The sequence below is a fragment of the Herbiconiux sp. genome (assembly GCF_004297105.1).
Lineage (GTDB): Bacteria > Actinomycetota > Actinomycetes > Actinomycetales > Microbacteriaceae > Herbiconiux.
In genome coordinates this window covers 563,321-579,331 of record NZ_SCVE01000012.1, presented here as the reverse complement: position 1 = coordinate 579,331, position 16,011 = coordinate 563,321, and the positions used below count along the sequence as shown (strand labels likewise).

Below are 16,011 nucleotides of genomic sequence, written 5' to 3'. Positions count from 1 at the left end.
TGTGGCAACTGATGGCCGGGGGCAACAGTTTGTGGCAAGTCGGAGGCGGGTACCGGCCGGGCGGGCCGGCGCCCTCAGCGCGGCCAGACCGGACGGAACTGGATGCTGATGCGCGGGCCGACGGCCTGCTTGGTCTTCAGGATGGCGTGCTCATGCGTGCGCTGGCAGCTGCCGCCCATCACCACGAGGTCGCCGTGCCCCACCGGGAAGCGCATCGTCTCACCACCGCCCTTCGGACGAACGGAGAGCGTGCGTGCCGCGCCCACCGACACGATCGCCACCATGGTGTCGCGATCGATGGCGCGCCCCACGCGGTCGCCGTGCCAGGCGACACTGTCGTCGCCCGTGCGGTAGAAGCAGAGGCCGGCGGTGGAGAACACCTGGCCCGGTGGGCGCCCGTAGAAGTCGTTGAGCGCATCCTGTGCCCGGGTGAGAACGAGGTCGGGGTACAGGCTGCCCGCGCCGAAGTGCGACACCAGTCGAGGCACGTCGACCACCCGGTCGTACATCTCGCGCTGGTCGGCGTGCCAGGGAACGTCGAGCGCGAGCCGTTCGAACAGGGCATCGGAGTTGCTCACCCAGCCGGGCCGGAGGTCGACCCACGCACCGGCCCCGAGCTCGGTGCGCTGCACCTCACCCGCGAGCGACTCGAGCCCGGGATCGGCATCGAGGTCGTCGAAGAGCGAGCTCTGGAAGTCGATGTTCATGGCACCACCCTAGCCCGAGTTTCGAAAGTATGTTCGATCGCGACGATCGCCTGACCCGGCGGCCTGCTATTCGTAGTGCTCGAGCCAGCGGGTGAGGATCGGCTCGAGGGCAGCTCGGTCGGCCGGGGAGAGTGCGGCGACGAGCCGATGCTCGTTGGCCATGTGGTCGGTGAAAGCGGCATCGATCGTGCGGAGCCCGGGCGGCGTGAGTGCGACGATGCGTCGGCGGCCGTCGCCCACGGCGGCGCGGCGCTCGACGAGCCCGGCCGAAGCCAGGCGGTCGATGCGCTTCGTCATGGCGCCCGTGGTCACCATGGTGTGCTCCGCCAGTTCGCCGGGTGCCCGCTCGTACGGGGCGCCCGCCCGCCGCAGCGTGGCGAGCACGTCGAACTCGCCCTCGCCGAGGCCGTGGTGGGCATAGACGGCCACGAGCTCCTCGGTGAGGTGTCCAGCCAAGCGGTGGAGGCGGCCGATCAGGCCCTGCGGCGAGACGTCGAGGTCGGGTCGCTCCCGAGCCCACTCCGACTGGATGCGCGAGACGTGGTCGGGATTCATGGCCATGAGTCCACAATAGCTTCCTCGGAAGGTATAGTAGCTTCCATGGAAGGCAAATGGCGTTGGGTGCTCATCACCGCGATCGCCCCTGTGGCGTGGGGGTCGAACTACTTCGTCACCCGCCAGTTCCTCCCTCTCGACAGCCCGCTCTGGGGCGCCGCGCTTCGCGCTCTCCCGGCAGGCATCATCCTCCTGCTCCTCGCCCGCCGGATGCCCCGCGGTTCCTGGTGGTGGAAGTCCCTCGTGCTCGGCGCCCTCAATGTCGGTGCCTTCTTCGTTCTCATCTACGTGGCCTCGCAGCTGCTCCCCTCGAGTGTGGCCTCGACCATCATGGCGACCTCGGCCGGCGTGCTGATGCTGCTGGCGTGGCCCCTGCTGCGCGAGAGGCCCGCACTGCTTCCCGTCGTGGGTGCGATCGTCGGTTTCGCCGGTGTGTGCGTGATGCTTCTCGGCGGCGGCGCGGCCATCGACCCCTGGGGAGTGGCCGCCTCGCTCGCCGCGATGCTCCTCTCGTCGACCGGCTTCGTGCTGACGAAGCGGTGGGCCGCGGCTCCGGATGGGGCATCCGCTCCCTCCACCATCGCGCTCACGTCGTGGCAACTCGTCGCCGGTGGACTGCTCCTGGTGCCGTTCGCCGTGCTGATCGAGGGCCCGCCGCCCGCTCTCGACGGCCCGGCGCTCGCCGGTTTCGCCTACGTCTCGGTGGTCGCGACCGCGCTCGCCTTCGTGGCCTGGTTCACCGGGCTCCGTCACCTGCCGGCCGGATCCGTGGGGCTGATCGGCCTGCTCAACCCGGTCACGGGGGTGCTGCTCGGCGTGCTCGTCGCCGCCGAGCCGTTCGGGCCGCGCCAGCTGGTCGGCACGGCCCTGGTGATCGTGGGTGTGCTGCTCGGGCAGCGGCGGCGCACGCACACCACGACCTAAACTGGAGGTCATGACATCCGGCTCCTTTCCCGAGATCCGACCGAGGCGCCTCCGCCGCACCCCCGCGATGCGCCGCCTGGTGGCCGAGACCCGCATCGATGCTGCTCAGCTGATCCTGCCGCTCTTCGTGCGCGACGACATCGTCGAGCCGCTCCCGCTCCAGTCGATGCCCGGCGTGGTGCAGCACACCTTCGACAGCCTGCGCGCCGCGGTGGTGGAAGCGGCCGAGGTGGGTCTGGGCGGCGTGATGCTCTTCGGAGTGCCGGCCGACGACGTGAAGGATGCTGCCGGCACCGCCGCCACCGACCCCGATGGCGTGCTGAACGCCGCGACACGCGTCGTGGCCGCCGAGGTGGGCGATGCCCTCGTCGTTCAGACCGACCTCTGCCTCGACGAGTTCACCGATCACGGCCACTGCGGGGTGCTCGCCCCCGACGGCTCCGTCGACAACGACGCCACCCTGGTGCGCTACCGCGACATGGCGGTCGAACAGGCTCGCGCCGGCTCCCAGCTGCTCGGCCTCTCCGGCATGATGGACGGTCAGGTGGCCGCCGTGCGCGCCGCCCTCGACGCCGACGGGTTCCAGGATGTCGCCCTGCTCGCCTATGCGGCGAAATACGCGAGCGCCTTCTACGGCCCCTTCCGCGAGGCGGTCGGCTCGACCCTCCGCGGCGACCGTAAGACCTACCAGCTCGACCCCGCCAACCGGCGCGAGGGTCTCCGGGAGGCCGTGCTCGACGTCGAGGAGGGCGCCGACATCGTCATGGTCAAGCCGGCGATGAGCTACCTCGACCTCCTGGCTGACGTCTCCGCCACTGTTCCCGTGCCGGTGTGGGCCTATCAGGTCTCCGGCGAGTACGCCATGATCGAGGCCGCAGGAGCCAACGGCTGGATCGACCGCGACCGCGCCGTTCTCGAGTCGGTGCTCGGCATCCGCCGCGCCGGCGCCGAGGCCGTTCTCACCTACTGGGCCACCGAGCTCGCCCGCACCCTGAAGGGGCTGTGATGACCCGCACCACCAACGCCGCCGAGTTCGACCGAGCCCAGCGCTCCATCCCGGGCGGAGTCAACTCGCCCGTGCGGGCGTTCCGATCGGTGGGCGGCACGCCCCGTTTCCTCGTGTCGGCGCGCGGGCCCTACGTCACCGACTCCGAGGGGGTGGAGTACGTCGACCTGGTGTCGTCGTGGGGTCCGGCGATCCTGGGGCACGCGCATCCGGAGGTCGTCGCCGCGGTTCAGGATGCCGCCTCCCGGGGTCTCTCGTTCGGCGCCACCACCCCGGCCGAGACCGACCTGGCCGAGCTCGTTCGGGAGCGCGTGGTGGCCGGTGGCGTGCATCCGATCGAGAAGCTGCGGCTCGTCTCGACGGGCACGGAGGCCACCATGACGGCCATCCGCCTCGCCCGCGGTTTCACCGGCCGCGACGTGCTCGTGAAGTTCGCCGGGCACTACCACGGCCACTCCGACTCGCTGCTCGCCGAGGCCGGCTCGGGCCTCGCCACTCTCGCCCTGCCCGCTTCCGCGGGTGTGCCGGCGGATGTCGCAGCCCTCACCATCGTGCTGCCCTACAACGACCTCGGCGCCGTGCGCGAGCTCTTCGCCAGCCGCGGCGACGCCATCGCGGCGATCATCGTGGAGGCCGCCCCCGCCAACATGGGCGTGGTTCCCCCCGCTCCCGGCTTCAACGCCGCGCTCGCCGACATCGCGCACGCGCACGGCTCCCTGCTGATCGTCGATGAGGTGCTGACCGGCTTCCGTGTCGGCCCGGCGGGCTGGTGGGGGCTCGAGAATGCGGGATCCCCCGTCGCCGAAGTGCACCAGGATGCCCCCGATGCACGTCACGTGCCCGCCTACGTGCCCGACCTCGTGACGTTCGGCAAGGTCGTGGGCGGTGGCATGCCCTTGGCCGCGCTCGGCGGTCGCGCCGACGTGATGGATCACCTCGCACCGCTCGGCCCCGTCTACCAGGCCGGAACGCTCTCGGGCAATCCGGTGGCGGTGGCCGCCGGGCTCACGACGCTGCGCCTGGCCGACGCATCGGTCTACGCAGCGCTCGATGCGACGGCCGCCACCGTCTCGGAGGCGGTGTCGAACGCACTGTCGGGCGCGGGGGTCGAGCACAGTGTGCAGCGCGCGGGCAACCTCTTCAGCTTCACCTTCGGGTCATCCGTCGCCCCGCGCGACTACCGCGATGTGCAGGCGCAGGAGGGCTACCGGTACGCGCCGTTCTTCCACGCGATGCTCGACGCGGGCGTTTCGCTTCCGCCCTCGGTGTACGAGGCGTGGTTCGTCTCGGCGGCGCACGACGAGGCGGCCCTGGCCCGCATCCTCGAGGCACTCCCGGCCGCGGCCGCAGCGGCTGCCGCAGCCCGGCCCGCCGACTGAGGATGCGGCCTTCGGTGTAGATTCCCGAATCGTTATATACGTCTCGGGGCCAAACCCTGCCGTTCTTCAGGCAAGCCACGGCAGGATAGAGCCATGGCCGTTCTCTTCGTCCACACCGATCGCCTCGAGATCCGTCTGACGCGCGCCGAGAAGATGCTCTCGTTCCGCCGCACCGACATCGTGGTGCCTTTGGAGAGCATTCGTTCGGCCGCCCTCACCGACGATCCGTGGGTGTGGGTGCGCGGCATCCGGGCCCCTGGTGCGGCGATTCCGCTCACGCTCGCCGTGGGCACCTGGAAGTTCCACGACGGCAAAGACTTCCTGCTCGTGAAGGGCACCCGCACGTCGGTGGTGATCGACCTCGACGGGCAGGAGTTCTCGCGCCTCATCATCACCACGGCGCACTCAATCGAGCTCTTGCGCGCCCTGCGCCTGCCTCCCACCGAGGGCACGGAGATCATCGACTCCTGAACCTCGCGGAGGGGCAGGGTGTGTCAGGAGACGTCGCGCCGCCAGCTCGTGAAGTACCCGATCGCCGTGGCCACCGCCGCGATCGCCGCGAGCACGAGCGCACCCTGCCACCACTCGAGCTGCGTGCCGCCGCCCGACGTGAGTGTGAAGATGCTCGATCCCACCAGGGCATCGGATGCGGCACCCGGCAGGAACTTGCCGATCGCCGCCGACCAGTCGGTGATGCTCGCGCCGAACCGCAACAGCGGTTCGAGGAACTGGGTGAATGCGAGCACGATCACGATCGCCGCGATCTGGCTCGGCACGAGCGCGCCGAGCCCGACGCCGATGGCGGCCCAGAGAGCCATGGCGAGGATCGAGCGGCCCACGAACGCCCAGGTGTCGGGCGAGCCGAGTTGAGGATCGATGCCGAACGCGCCGAGCACGGCAGCACCCGCTCCCATCGAGGCCACGAGCGCGAGCACACCGAACATCGCCCCGGCCAGCACGAGGGCGGTCATCTTGCCGGCGAGCACGGTGCCGCGGCGCGGTGTGGCGAGGAAGGTCGGAGTGAGTGACTGGAAGCGGAACTCGCTCGTCACCGCGAGGGCCCCGAGCAGAACCGGGAAGACGTAGCCGACGGATGTCGCGAAGCTGTAGATGAGGGGCGGGAGCTGCGCATCCGACAGCACGGGTGCACCCGCCTGCGTGCCGACGCCCGACAGGATGGCGGCGAGCCCGCCTGCGCAGAGTGCGACGTAGCCCACCATGATGACGGCCAGAACCCACCACAGCCGCGTGCTGGTGAGCTTCGTGATCTCCGAGCGGAGAGAGGCGACGATGTTCACAGGGCCCCCTCCTCTCCCACGAGCGTGAGGAACGATTCCTCGAGCCCGGTGCGTTTCTGCGAGAGCGCGGTGAGCGGGATGCCGGCGTCGAAGGCGAGGCGCCCGATGGCGGCGGCGTCGGCGTTCTCGACGAGCACTCCGGAGCGGAGATTCGCCACCTCGAATCCGGCAGAACGGATGACTTCGGCCAGTCTCTCGCGGTCGTCGGCGTTCACCTGCACCTGCTTCGAATCGGAGACGTCAAGACTCGAGAGCTCTCCGCGGTGCACCAGTTTGCCGTGCGAGATGATGATGACGTCGTCGACGGTCTGTTGCACCTCGCTCAGGAGGTGGGAGCTGATCAGCACCGTGCGTCCTTCGGCGGCCATGCCGCGCAGGAGCAGGCGGATCCACTTGATGCCCTCAGGGTCGAGGCCGTTGATGGGTTCGTCGAGCACGAGCACGCTCGGGTCACCGAGCAGGGCGAACGCGAGCCCGAGGCGCTGCCGCATGCCGAGCGAATACCCGCCCACCCGGCGTGCTCCGTAGGCGCCCAGTCCCACTTTCTCGAGCGCGGCATCCGGAGCGGTCGAGGGCAGGCCGGCCGCCTGCGCGTAGACCGCGAGATGATTGCGTGCCGAACGGCCGGGGTGGAAGCTCGCGGCCTCGAGCGACGCGCCCACCGTGGTGAGCGGCGAACCGAGGCGCCCGTAGGTGGTGCCACCGAACGTCGCGGTGCCCGACGTGGGGGTGACGAGGCCGAGCAGCATGCGCAGACTGGTGGTCTTACCGGCTCCGTTGGGGCCGAGAAAGCCCGTGACCTGCCCCGGCTCGACGGTGAAGCTCAGGTCGGAGACCGCGTCGACGGCGCCGAACGACTTCGTCACGTGGGCGAATTCGATGGGTACGCCGGTGGGCATTTCTCACTGTCCTATCGGTGTCCGGGGGTGGAACATGCGGGTTCGCCGCGTATGTCCAGCCTAGGGTGGTGGTCGGACGTTGTCACGAGCGAGAGAGAGGATGCGACGAGATGGCCGATGCCGGCACCGACGACGCTCTCGAAGACGCCGGGTTCGTCGAGCACATCCGCCGCCGTACCTTCCGCGGTTCCGTCGGCCTGGTGGTCGACAGTCTCTTCTTCCTCTTCGGCACGGTCTCAACCGGCTGGCTCGCCTTCCTGGTGGTGACGGAGTCGTTCGCGCGGGGGTGGCAGCAGCTCTGGTTCCTCCTCATCTTCTGGGTGGTGGTGGCGTACCTGCTGCTGCCCCGGGTGCACAGCATCCTGACCCTGTTCTACGTTCCGGACTACTTCATCGGCCGCGCCCGCACCCGCGAGGGCCTCCTCGGCGACCCCATCAACATCGCGCTTCGCGGCTCGGAGGAGCAGATCCACGAGGCAATGGTGCGAGCCGGCTGGCACCGGGCCGACGACATGGGGCTCACCTCCGCCCTGCGCACCGTTCGTGGCACGCTGCTGCGCCGCAGCTATCCGGGCGCCCCGGTGTCGCGGCTCTACCTCTTCGGCAACGTGCAGGACTTCACCTACCAGCAGGAGGTGTCGGGCAACCCCTCGAAGCGGCACCACGTGCGGTTCTGGCGCTGCCCGAAGGGATGGCTGCTGCCCGGCGGGCACAAGGCCGACTGGCTGGCCGCCGGCACGTATGACCGCAGCATCGGTATCTCCTTCTTCACGCTCCAGGTCACGCACCGCATCGACAAGGAGACCGACAAGGAGCGCGACCACATCGTGACCACCTTGGTGGAGGGCAACGACGACGCCCGGGTCAAGCTGATCCGCAACTTCTCCACCGGGTATCACCACGTGAACGGCGGGGGCGACGCCATCATCACCGACGGCGACCTGCCCGTGGTCGACCTCCGCCGCGTCAGCACCTGGGACGTCGAGGGCTCCGGCCGCCCCACCGTCGCCGAGCAGCCTGTGGCACCGACGCCGTCCGCCGTGTTCACGGAGTCGCCCATCGCCGGCACCCGCCGGCCCACGTCGCTCTACCTCGGGGTGCTCCTCATGGTGCTGCGTGTTCTCGCGGCGCTCGCCGCCGCAGCGGTGGTGGCCTTCTCGATCGGCGACGGCCAGCTCGACTTCCGGGCCTTCACGGGCGCCCTGACTCCGGATGACGCGCGCTATCTCACCTCGCTCGTCACCGCCATCTTCGTCACCATCGCCCTCCTCATCAGCGCGTTGTATTCGGTGCTCGCCTATCTCATCTACCACGGGCACAACTGGGCCCGGTTCGCCGCGATGGGCATCAGCTCGGCCGCCATCCTGGTGACAGCGGTCGACTTCATCAACGGCGGCCCGCAGATCACTCTGCAGACCAACCTGGGTGGCCTCTCGTTCGACGTGCTGGTGCTCCTGGCCCTCTCGGGAACGGATGCGCGCCGCTTCTCTCACCAGCGCGCTCTCGCCCGCAGGCTCGCCCGCGTGGGCCGCCGCAATGCCCGCCGCCTCCCGGCGTTGGGCTCAGGTGAGAGTCTGGGTACCGGGCGGTAGATCACCTCCGGCGTACAGCGTCAGCGCCGACTCCTGCAGTGCGGTGAGTGCCACCCGCTGAGGCCACGGCCCATACGAGATCCGCGCGATACCGAGCTCCTGGTAGCGCTGAGGGCTGAGCGCACCGGGAACCCCGATCACGCTCACCTTGAGCCATCCGATCCCCTCCACCAGTCGCTCGGCGAGGTGCTCATCGATGAGGCCGGGCACGAAGATGCACGTGGCGCCTGCGTCGAGATACGCGCGCCCCCGCTCGATGGCGTCGTCGACCGCCTCCTCCAGAGGCCGGTCGCCGCGGCGGAGCAGCGCATCCGTTCGCGCATTCAGCACGAAGCGCACGCCCTCCGCCTCGGCGGCCTTCATGACCTCGGCCACGTTCTCGACCGACTCGATGTGCGGCCGCATCTGGTCTTCGATGTTCGCGCCCACCACGCCGACGCCGATGGCGCGGCGCACGGTCTCGCCGGCATCGCCGTAGCCGCCCTCGAGGTCTGCCGACACCGGGAGTGACGTGGCGAGCGCGATGCGGCCGACGGCCTCGATCATCAGGTCGAGTGGGATGTGCTCCCCGTCTTCGTAGCCGTAGGAGGCGGCGATGCCGTGACTCGCTGTGGCCAGCGCCTTCGTCTCGGGCAGATCGGCGATGACCTGGGCACTCGCCACATCCCAGACGTTCACGAGCGTGAGGATCTCGGGAGCGGTGTGCAGACCGAGCAGATCATCGGCTCGGTCGTGCACGAGTTCATGGCTCGGATGCGCGACCCGCGGGTCGGAGGGATCGGGGGCGTCGTGAGAAGAAGGCTGGCTCATGGGGCGAGCCTACGTCTACCGCGCGAGCGGTCAACCTCCCGTGGAGGGATCGGTTCAGGAATGCTCAGGGCAGAAGATTGTGGAGGAGAGGTTGCAGTCGGGGCACACGACGAGCTGCGCACGGCAGGAGGCATCGGCGCAGTTCTGCAGCGACGACGTCGAGGCATCGCACACCATGCAGTGCCCCAGCACGGCGGCGTCGGGGGAGAAGGCGATCGAGCCGCGCCGGTCGAAGACGTAGAGCGACCCCTCCCAGAGTCCCTTGTCGCCGTATTCCTCGCCGTACCGCACGATGCCGCCCTCGAGCTGGAACACCCGCTCGAATCCCCGTGCCGCCATCAGCGACGACAGCACCTCACAGCGGATGCCGCCGGTGCAATAGGTCACCACCGGCTTCGACTTGAGGTGGTCGTACCGGCCGCTGTCGAGCTCGCGCACGAAGTCGCGGGTGGTGGCCACATCGGGCACCACCGCGCCTCGGAAGCGGCCGATCTCGGCCTCGAAGGCGTTGCGGCCGTCGAAGAACACGAGCTCATCGCCCTCGGCCTCGGTCTGCTCGACCAGGGCGTGCAGCTCCCGCGGGCTCAACCGCGTGCCGCCCCCGACGACTCCTGAGGCGTCGACCTTCAGCTCGCCGGGCGCCCCGAAGCTCACGATCTCGTCGCGCACCTTCACACTGAGCCGCGGGAAATCGGTGCTCGCGCGGTAGACGGTGTGCACGGATGCCGGCTCCTCCTCGAGTGCCGTGCCCTCGCTCCACTTCGCATCGAGGTCGCGGAAGGGCGCGAACTCGCGGGTCTTGCGCAGGTAGCGCTTCACGGCGTCGAGCTCGCCGCCGAGCGTGCCGTTGATGCCATCGGCCGAGATCAGGATGCGACCGCGCAACCCGAGCGATTCGCACAGGTCGCGCTGCCAGAGCCGCACGGCCTGCGGATCGGCCACGGGCGTGAAGACGTAGTAGAGGATGATCTTCGGGATGGCCACCCGGCGATTTTAGTGGCCGGTGCTGCGTGATCCGCGCGCGTCGAGCATCCGGAGTCGTAGGAGTCCGCAGTACAGATACGGATCTGCTCGGAGGATGTCTACGATCAGGCTCGTGCACTTCTTCTTCAGAACGCTGTTCCAGCGCCTCCGCTCCCCCTTCCGTTCGCGGGTCGGGATGTGGGATGTGGCAACCACCCCGTTCCGGGTGCTGCCCACCGACCTCGACGTGCTGCGGCACATGAACAACGGCGTGTACCTGTCCCTGCTCGACATCGGCCGGCTCGACCTGATGCTGCGCAGCGGCATGTGGGCGGTGCTGAGCGCGCAGGGTTGGTACCCGGTGGTGGTGTCGGAGACCATCAGCTTCCGGCGGTCGCTGCAGCTCTGGCAGCGTTTCGACATCGAGACGCGGGTGCTCGGGTTCGACGAGAAGGCCATCTACGTCGAGCAGCGTTTCACGGTCGCCGGCGAGGTGTATTCGCAGGCCTTCATCCGTGCACGGTTCCTCAAGAAGTCGGGTGGCGTCGTGAGCGTGGCCGAGCTCACCGAGCTCGCCGGTGTCGCGCCCGACGGGCGGAGCCTGCCCTCGTGGGTGTCGGAGTGGGGCGCCTCCGCCCAGCTGCCGCCGAGCAAGGCGAGCGCGCCCAGCGTGTGGGAGTGAGGGGCCGCGGGTCAGCCGCGGTCGAGGTCGTCGTCGAGCACGGCCATGGCCGCACTGTGGCCGCCCAGACCGGAGACCGCGCCGCCACGGCGTGAGCCCGATCCGCAGATCAGGATGCGCTCGTGCGCCGTCGCGACACCCCAGCGCTCGGCGGCCGTGCCGCGGGGCTCATCGTCGTCGAGGAACGGCCAGCTCAGCGGGCCGTGGAAGATGTTGCCCCCGGGCATGCCGAGGGTGCGCTCGAGGTCGGCGGTGGTCTTCGTCTCGATGCAGGGGGCGCCGTTCGCATCGGTGAGGAGCAGGTCGGAGATCGGCTCCGCGAGCACGCTGTCGAGCGACGCGACGATGGCGGTCTGGAGCGCCGCCGCATCGGCGACTCCCTCGGCCACCAGGCGGTGCGGCACGTGCAGTCCGAACACCGTGAGCGTCTGGGCGCCCGTCTCCTGCAGCTCGGGCGACAGGATGCTCGGATCGGTGAGCGAATGGCAATAGATCTCCGCGGGGAGAGGATGCGGGATTCTCCCGTCGGCGGCCTGCTCGTGCGCGCGCTCGAGCTGGCTGGCGAGCTCATTGATGTGGAACGTGCCGCCGAACGCCGCGGCCGGTTCGACCGACGGGTCCCGGAGCCGGGGAAGCCGCTTCAGGAGCATGTTCACCTTGACCTGAGCACCCTCGGGAGCATCGGATGCGGCGTATTCCGCTGAGGGAATGTCGCGATCGCCGAGGAGACCCGCCAGCACGGTCGGAGCGACGTTCGCCAGGAGACGGGTGGCCGTGAGCGCTCTCGTGACGCCATCGGAGTCGCGGAAGTCGACTCGGCCCTCCGGGGTGACCGCGACGACTTCCACGCCGGTGCGGATGTCCACACCCGCTTCCCGTGCCGCTCGCGCGAGCTCACCGGTGACGGCGCCCATGCCGCCGACGGGCACATCCCAGTCCCCGGTGCCGCGGCCGATCACGTGATACAGGAAGCAGATGTTCTGGATCAGTGAGGGGTCGTCGAGCGAGGCGAAGGTGCCGATGAGGGAGTCGGTGGCCACGACCCCTCGCACGAGGTCATCGGCGAACCGCTCGCGAATCATCGCGCCGATGGGCCGCTCGACCAGGTCGGCCCAGAGTGCGTCGTCGGCCAGCATCCGCTTCACCTCCGAGCGGGTGGGCAGCGGTTCGGTGACGGTGGGCCAGAGCGCGGCGGCCACACGGAGCAGGTCGGCACCGAGGGCGTCGAAGGCGAGCGCATCGGAGGAGGAGCCGAGCGCATCGAAGGAGGCTCGGGTCGCGTCCGGGTCGTCATTGTCGATCAGGAGGCCGAGATCGCTGCCGGGGAGGGGGGTGTAGCTCGAATACCGGCGACGGCGGAGTTCGATCGTGAGACCGAGCTCGTCGACGATCTTCTGCGGGAGGAGACTCACGAGGTAGGAGTAGCGGGAGAGCTTCGCATCCATTCCCTCGAACGCATATGTGGAGACCGCGGCGCCCCCGACATCCTCCAGCCGTTCGAGCAGACAGACCCTGCGGCCGGCCCGGGCGAGGTAGGCCGCGGCGACCAGGCCGTTGTGTCCTCCACCGATGACGATGACGTCGAAGTCATCCACAGCTCGCATGCCTTGAGCCTAATGCGGCGTGTCACGATCTATTGTCGAAGCATGTCCGAGCCCCTCGTCACCCCTCCCGCCGCCTCCGCAGACCTGGGGCGCGAGGCGGTCGAGCTGGCACGCCGGTGGCTCGACGAGAGCCGGAGCGCGGCGGTCGATCCCTCGGCGGCCCGGCTGGCCGGCGTGCTGAAAGACCCCGACGGCCTCGGCTTCACGGTCGGCTTCGTCGACGGCGTCGCCCGTCCCGAAGACCTCACGGTCGCGGCCCGCAATCTCGGGCTGCTCGCGAAGCGGGTTCCGCGGTTCCTGCCGTGGTACCTGCGCTCGGCGGTGCAGGCCGGCGGAGTGGTCGGCGAGGCGCTGCCAGGCGTCGTGGTGCCGATTGCGCGGCGAGTGCTCCGGTCGATGGTGGGGCACCTGATCGTCGACGCCCGGCCCGCGAAGTTCGGGCCAGCGGTCGCGGCCCTGCGCGCCCGCTCGGGGCAGGGTGGCGTGCGGCTCAACATCAATCTGCTCGGTGAGGCGGTGCTCGGCGACCGGGAGGCGGGCAATCGGCTCGAGGGCACGCGCGAGCTGCTGCAGCGTGACGATGTCGACTACGTGTCGGTGAAGGTCTCGTCGATCGCAGCCGATCTCTCGATGTGGGGGTTCGAGCAGACGGTCGAACGCGTCGCGCAGAGCCTCATCCCGCTCTATCGCGTCGCGGCGCGCAAGGGGCTGGTGGGCGACGATGGTCCGCGCAAGTTCATCAACCTCGACATGGAGGAGTATCGAGACCTCGACCTCACCATCGCGGTGTTCAAGCGCGTGCTCGACGAGCCCGACTTCCTTGACTTCGAGGGCGGCATCGTGCTTCAGGCCTATCTTCCCGACGCGCTCGGGGCACTCCAGGGCTTGCAGGTGTGGGCGGCAGAGCGGCGTTCCCGAGGCGGCGCGCCCATCAAGGTGCGTGTGGTGAAGGGTGCCAACCTCGCTCTCGAGCGCGTCGACTCGGCGCTGCACGACTGGCCGCTGGCCACCTATGGGGCGAAGGTCGATACCGACACCAACTACAAGCGTGTGCTCGACTGGGCGCTGCGCCCCGAGCACACCGATGCGGTGCGCATCGGAGTCGCCGGCCACAACCTCTTCGACATCGCGTGGGCGTGGCTCCTCGCGGGTCAGCGTGGTGTCACGGATGCCGTCGACTTCGAGATGCTGCTCGGCATGGCCACGGCGCAGGCCGACGCCGTGCGGGCCACGGTCGGCCGGCTGGTGCTCTACACACCGGTGGTCGCGCCCGCCGAGTTCGATGTGGCCATCGGCTACCTCGTGCGGCGCCTCGAGGAGAACGCCAGCGACGAGAACTTCATGTCGTCGGTGTTCGACCTGGCATCGGATCCGGCGGCATTCGCCACCGAGCGCGACCGCTTCCTGCTCTCGCTCGCGGGGCTCGGAGCAACCGAGGAGGAGGCGGCCGTGCAGGGCGCCGACGCCCCGGCGCCCCTGCCGAACCGACGGCAAGACCGGCTCAGCGGCGACATCGAGCCCGCCACCGCCGCCTTCCACAACGCGGCCGACACCGATCCATCCCTTCTCGCGAACCGGGTGTGGGGTGCGCGCATCCTGGCCCGGGTTCCCGGTTCGGCACTCGGCCTCGCCACCATCGAGGCGGCGCGCGTCGACCAGGAGGCCGCCCTCGAGGCCATCGTGCAGGGCGCCATCATCGCGGGCCGGGCGTGGGGGGCGCGGCCCGCCTCCGATCGCGCCGGATTCATCCGCCGGGCGGGCTATGCGCTGGAGTCCAACCGCGACCGCCTCGTCGAGGTCATGGCCGCCGAGACCGGCAAGACGATCGACCAGGGCGACCCCGAGGTGAGCGAGGCCATCGACTTCGCGAACTACTACGCGCACACCGCGGTCGAACTCGATGCGGTCGAAGGCGCCGTGTTCGAGCCGTCGACACTCACCGTCGTCGCACCGCCGTGGAACTTCCCGGTGGCGATTCCCGCAGGTTCGGTGCTCGCGGCCCTCGCGGCGGGCAGTGCCGTGATCATCAAGCCCGCTCCGCAGGCGAAGCGCTCTGCCGCGGTGCTGGCCGAGGCCCTGTGGGAGTCGGGCATCCCCCGCGAACTGCTCGTGCTCGTCGACGTCGATGAGGGCGACCTGGGCCGGCGCCTGATGTCGGATGCCCGGGTCGACCGCCTCATCCTCACCGGCGCATACGACACCGCGGCCCTGTTCCGCTCCTGGCGGCCCGATCTGCCGCTCCTCGCCGAGACGAGCGGCAAGAACGCCATCGTCGTCACCCCGAGCGCCGACCTCGATCTCGCGGTGGCGGATGTCGTGAAGAGCGCGTTCGGGCACGCCGGGCAGAAGTGCTCCGCAGCGAGTCTCGTCATCCTGGTGGGCTCGGTGGCGCAGTCGAAGCGGTTCGCGCGGCAGCTCGTCGACGCGGTCACGTCGCTCCGCGTGGGGTACCCGGATGACCCGTCGGTGCAGATGGGGCCGCTCATCGAGCCGGCCTCGGGCAAGCTGGCCGAGGCGCTCACCACCCTGGGTGCCGGAGAGCGCTGGCTGGTGGAGCCGCGGCGCCTCGACGACAGCGGCCGGCTGTGGTCACCGGGCGTGCGCGACGGTGTGCTTCCGGGAACCGCGTTCCACCTCACGGAGTACTTCGGGCCGGTGCTCGGCATCATGCAGGCGCCGACCCTCGAGAAGGCCGTCGAGATGCAGAACGCCGTGCCCTACGGCCTCACCGCGGGCATCCACTCGCTCGACGCCCTCGAGATCGACCAGTGGCTGGCGACGGTCGAGGCCGGAAACCTCTACGTCAACAGGGGCATCACGGGTGCGATCGTGCGGCGGCAGCCCTTCGGCGGATGGAAGAGGTCGTCCGTCGGCGCCGGGGCGAAGGCCGGAGGGCCGAACTACCTCGTGCACCTCGGGCGCTGGCGCAACGACCCGGGAGACGCCAGTGACGGTCTGAGTCTCGCCGGGCTGGAGCCGCGGGTGGTGCAGCTGCTGGAGGCCTCGACCGGCGGGCTCGAGTGGAGCGACTTCGACCTCGCACGGAGGGGCGCGAAGAGCGACCAGGCCGCCTGGTCGAGCACTTTCGCCGCGCGCGACGAGTCGCAGCTCGGCGTCGAGCTCAACGTGCTGCGGTACCTGCCCGTCCCCGTCGTGGTGAGGCTCTCCGAGGGTTCGCCCCTGCACGAGCTGGTGCGCGTCCTGGCCGCAGCGACCCTCGCCCGCTCCACGGTGACGCTGAGCTCGGCGCTGAAGCTGCCGAAGCCGCTGCGCCTGCTGCTGAAAGAGCGCGGGGTGCGCGTCGTGATCGAGAACGACTCGGCCTGGCTGGCGCGGGTGCCGGAGTATCTCGGGGAGGTGTCGCGCATCCGTCTGATCGGCGGAGACGCGGGGGCGCTCGCCGTGGCCCTCGGTGGTTCGCCCGACCTGGCCGTGTACGCCGGGGAGGTCACGCGCGCGGGTCGCATCGAACTGCTGCCGTTCCTCGTGGAGCAGGTGGTGAGCGTCACCAACCACCGTTTCGGCAATCCGAGCGTGCTGATGGACGCCCTGTTCGAGTAGGCCGTGAGGCCCGGGTTCTCGTGCAGGGGCG

Annotated in this window: 14 protein-coding genes; 7 read left to right on the top strand and 7 right to left on the bottom strand. The window is 69.8% G+C overall.

Annotated features, from left to right (window positions below):
* Positions 1-74: 74 nt before the first annotated feature.
* Together EPO52_RS09105 and EPO52_RS09100 are read right to left on the bottom strand one after the other, a co-directional pair.
* Positions 75-707 carry an alpha-ketoglutarate-dependent dioxygenase AlkB gene (locus tag EPO52_RS09105; protein WP_290804999.1) on the bottom strand — a complete coding sequence of 211 codons (633 nt, stop codon included), beginning with the start codon at positions 705-707 and terminating at the stop codon, positions 75-77.
* Positions 708-773: 66 nt separating this feature from the next.
* Positions 774-1,268, bottom strand: coding sequence for a MarR family transcriptional regulator (locus EPO52_RS09100; RefSeq protein ID WP_290804996.1), 495 nt, complete (start codon positions 1,266-1,268; stop codon positions 774-776).
* Positions 1,269-1,307: 39 nt separating this feature from the next.
* Between EPO52_RS09100 and EPO52_RS09095 the strand changes: the two genes are divergently transcribed.
* The 4 genes from EPO52_RS09095 (at position 1,308) to EPO52_RS09080 (ending at position 5,042) form a co-directional block, all read left to right on the top strand.
* Positions 1,308-2,186, top strand: coding sequence for an EamA family transporter (locus tag EPO52_RS09095; RefSeq protein ID WP_290804994.1), 879 nt, complete (start codon positions 1,308-1,310; stop codon positions 2,184-2,186).
* 10 nt (positions 2,187-2,196) lie between these two features.
* Positions 2,197-3,192, top strand: a complete 996-nt coding sequence (gene hemB / locus EPO52_RS09090; protein WP_290804991.1) for a porphobilinogen synthase — start codon at positions 2,197-2,199, stop codon at positions 3,190-3,192.
* Positions 3,192-4,571 (top strand): glutamate-1-semialdehyde 2,1-aminomutase, encoded by a 1,380-nt coding sequence (locus EPO52_RS09085; protein WP_290804988.1) that lies wholly within the window; start codon positions 3,192-3,194, stop codon positions 4,569-4,571. Before hemB ends, EPO52_RS09085 begins: the two co-directional genes overlap by 1 nt.
* Before the next feature lie 93 nt (positions 4,572-4,664).
* Positions 4,665-5,042, top strand: coding sequence for a hypothetical protein (locus tag EPO52_RS09080; protein ID WP_290804986.1), 378 nt, complete (start codon positions 4,665-4,667; stop codon positions 5,040-5,042).
* A gap of 23 nt (positions 5,043-5,065) precedes the next feature.
* On the opposite strand, the gene EPO52_RS09075 is transcribed toward EPO52_RS09080, so the two are convergent.
* Positions 5,066-5,869, bottom strand: a complete 804-nt coding sequence (locus EPO52_RS09075) for an ABC transporter permease (protein ID WP_290804983.1) — start codon at positions 5,867-5,869, stop codon at positions 5,066-5,068.
* Positions 5,866-6,768 (bottom strand): ATP-binding cassette domain-containing protein, encoded by a 903-nt coding sequence (locus EPO52_RS09070; protein WP_290804980.1) that lies wholly within the window; start codon positions 6,766-6,768, stop codon positions 5,866-5,868. The genes EPO52_RS09075 and EPO52_RS09070 overlap by 4 nt, the downstream gene beginning before the upstream one ends.
* Positions 6,769-6,878: 110 nt before the next feature.
* On the opposite strand from EPO52_RS09070, the gene EPO52_RS09065 reads away from it, so the two are divergent.
* Positions 6,879-8,360 (top strand): LssY C-terminal domain-containing protein, encoded by a 1,482-nt coding sequence (locus tag EPO52_RS09065; protein ID WP_290804978.1) that lies wholly within the window; start codon positions 6,879-6,881, stop codon positions 8,358-8,360.
* On the opposite strand, the gene EPO52_RS09060 is transcribed toward EPO52_RS09065, so the two are convergent.
* Entirely contained in the window at positions 8,331-9,170 is an 840-nt protein-coding gene (locus EPO52_RS09060) for an isocitrate lyase/phosphoenolpyruvate mutase family protein (RefSeq protein ID WP_290804976.1), read from the bottom strand. The two genes, EPO52_RS09065 and EPO52_RS09060, sit on opposite strands and share 30 nt — an antisense overlap.
* 54 nt (positions 9,171-9,224) lie before the next feature.
* A complete protein-coding gene (locus EPO52_RS09055; protein WP_290804972.1) occupies positions 9,225-10,154 on the bottom strand; it encodes a rhodanese-related sulfurtransferase in 930 nt (309 codons plus the stop codon).
* A 94-nt stretch (positions 10,155-10,248) separates the two neighbouring features.
* Between EPO52_RS09055 and EPO52_RS09050 the strand changes: the two genes are divergently transcribed.
* Positions 10,249-10,815, top strand: a complete 567-nt coding sequence (locus tag EPO52_RS09050; RefSeq protein WP_290804970.1) for an acyl-CoA thioesterase — start codon at positions 10,249-10,251, stop codon at positions 10,813-10,815.
* Positions 10,816-10,826: 11 nt separating this feature from the next.
* Here the strand turns inward: EPO52_RS09050 and EPO52_RS09045 are convergent, their stop codons facing one another.
* Positions 10,827-12,419: an NAD(P)/FAD-dependent oxidoreductase gene (locus EPO52_RS09045; protein ID WP_290804967.1), complete on the bottom strand. Its 1,593-nt coding sequence runs from the start codon at positions 12,417-12,419 to the stop codon at positions 10,827-10,829.
* A 42-nt stretch (positions 12,420-12,461) separates the two neighbouring features.
* On the opposite strand from EPO52_RS09045, the gene EPO52_RS09040 reads away from it, so the two are divergent.
* Complete coding sequence (locus EPO52_RS09040) at positions 12,462-15,980, top strand: bifunctional proline dehydrogenase/L-glutamate gamma-semialdehyde dehydrogenase (protein WP_290804964.1); 3,519 nt, start codon at positions 12,462-12,464, stop codon at positions 15,978-15,980.
* The last annotated feature ends 31 nt before the right edge of the window (positions 15,981-16,011 follow it).

Bases quoted from the DNA above. Each gene is read 5' to 3' on its own strand.
- EPO52_RS09105 (WP_290804999.1), bottom strand. From the start codon at position 707: ATGAACATCGACTTCCAGAGCTCGCTCTTCGACGACCTCGATGCCGAT.
- EPO52_RS09100 (WP_290804996.1), bottom strand. From the start codon at position 1,268: ATGGCCATGAATCCCGACCACGTCTCGCGCATCCAGTCGGAGTGGGCT.
- EPO52_RS09095 (WP_290804994.1), top strand. From the start codon at position 1,308: ATGGAAGGCAAATGGCGTTGGGTGCTCATCACCGCGATCGCCCCTGTG.
- hemB (WP_290804991.1), top strand. From the start codon at position 2,197: ATGACATCCGGCTCCTTTCCCGAGATCCGACCGAGGCGCCTCCGCCGC.
- EPO52_RS09085 (WP_290804988.1), top strand. From the start codon at position 3,192: ATGACCCGCACCACCAACGCCGCCGAGTTCGACCGAGCCCAGCGCTCC.
- EPO52_RS09080 (WP_290804986.1), top strand. From the start codon at position 4,665: ATGGCCGTTCTCTTCGTCCACACCGATCGCCTCGAGATCCGTCTGACG.
- EPO52_RS09070 (WP_290804980.1), bottom strand. From the start codon at position 6,768: ATGCCCACCGGCGTACCCATCGAATTCGCCCACGTGACGAAGTCGTTC.
- EPO52_RS09065 (WP_290804978.1), top strand. From the start codon at position 6,879: ATGGCCGATGCCGGCACCGACGACGCTCTCGAAGACGCCGGGTTCGTC.
- EPO52_RS09060 (WP_290804976.1), bottom strand. From the start codon at position 9,170: ATGAGCCAGCCTTCTTCTCACGACGCCCCCGATCCCTCCGACCCGCGG.
- EPO52_RS09050 (WP_290804970.1), top strand. From the start codon at position 10,249: ATGTCTACGATCAGGCTCGTGCACTTCTTCTTCAGAACGCTGTTCCAG.
- EPO52_RS09045 (WP_290804967.1), bottom strand. From the start codon at position 12,419: ATGCGAGCTGTGGATGACTTCGACGTCATCGTCATCGGTGGAGGACAC.
- EPO52_RS09040 (WP_290804964.1), top strand. From the start codon at position 12,462: ATGTCCGAGCCCCTCGTCACCCCTCCCGCCGCCTCCGCAGACCTGGGG.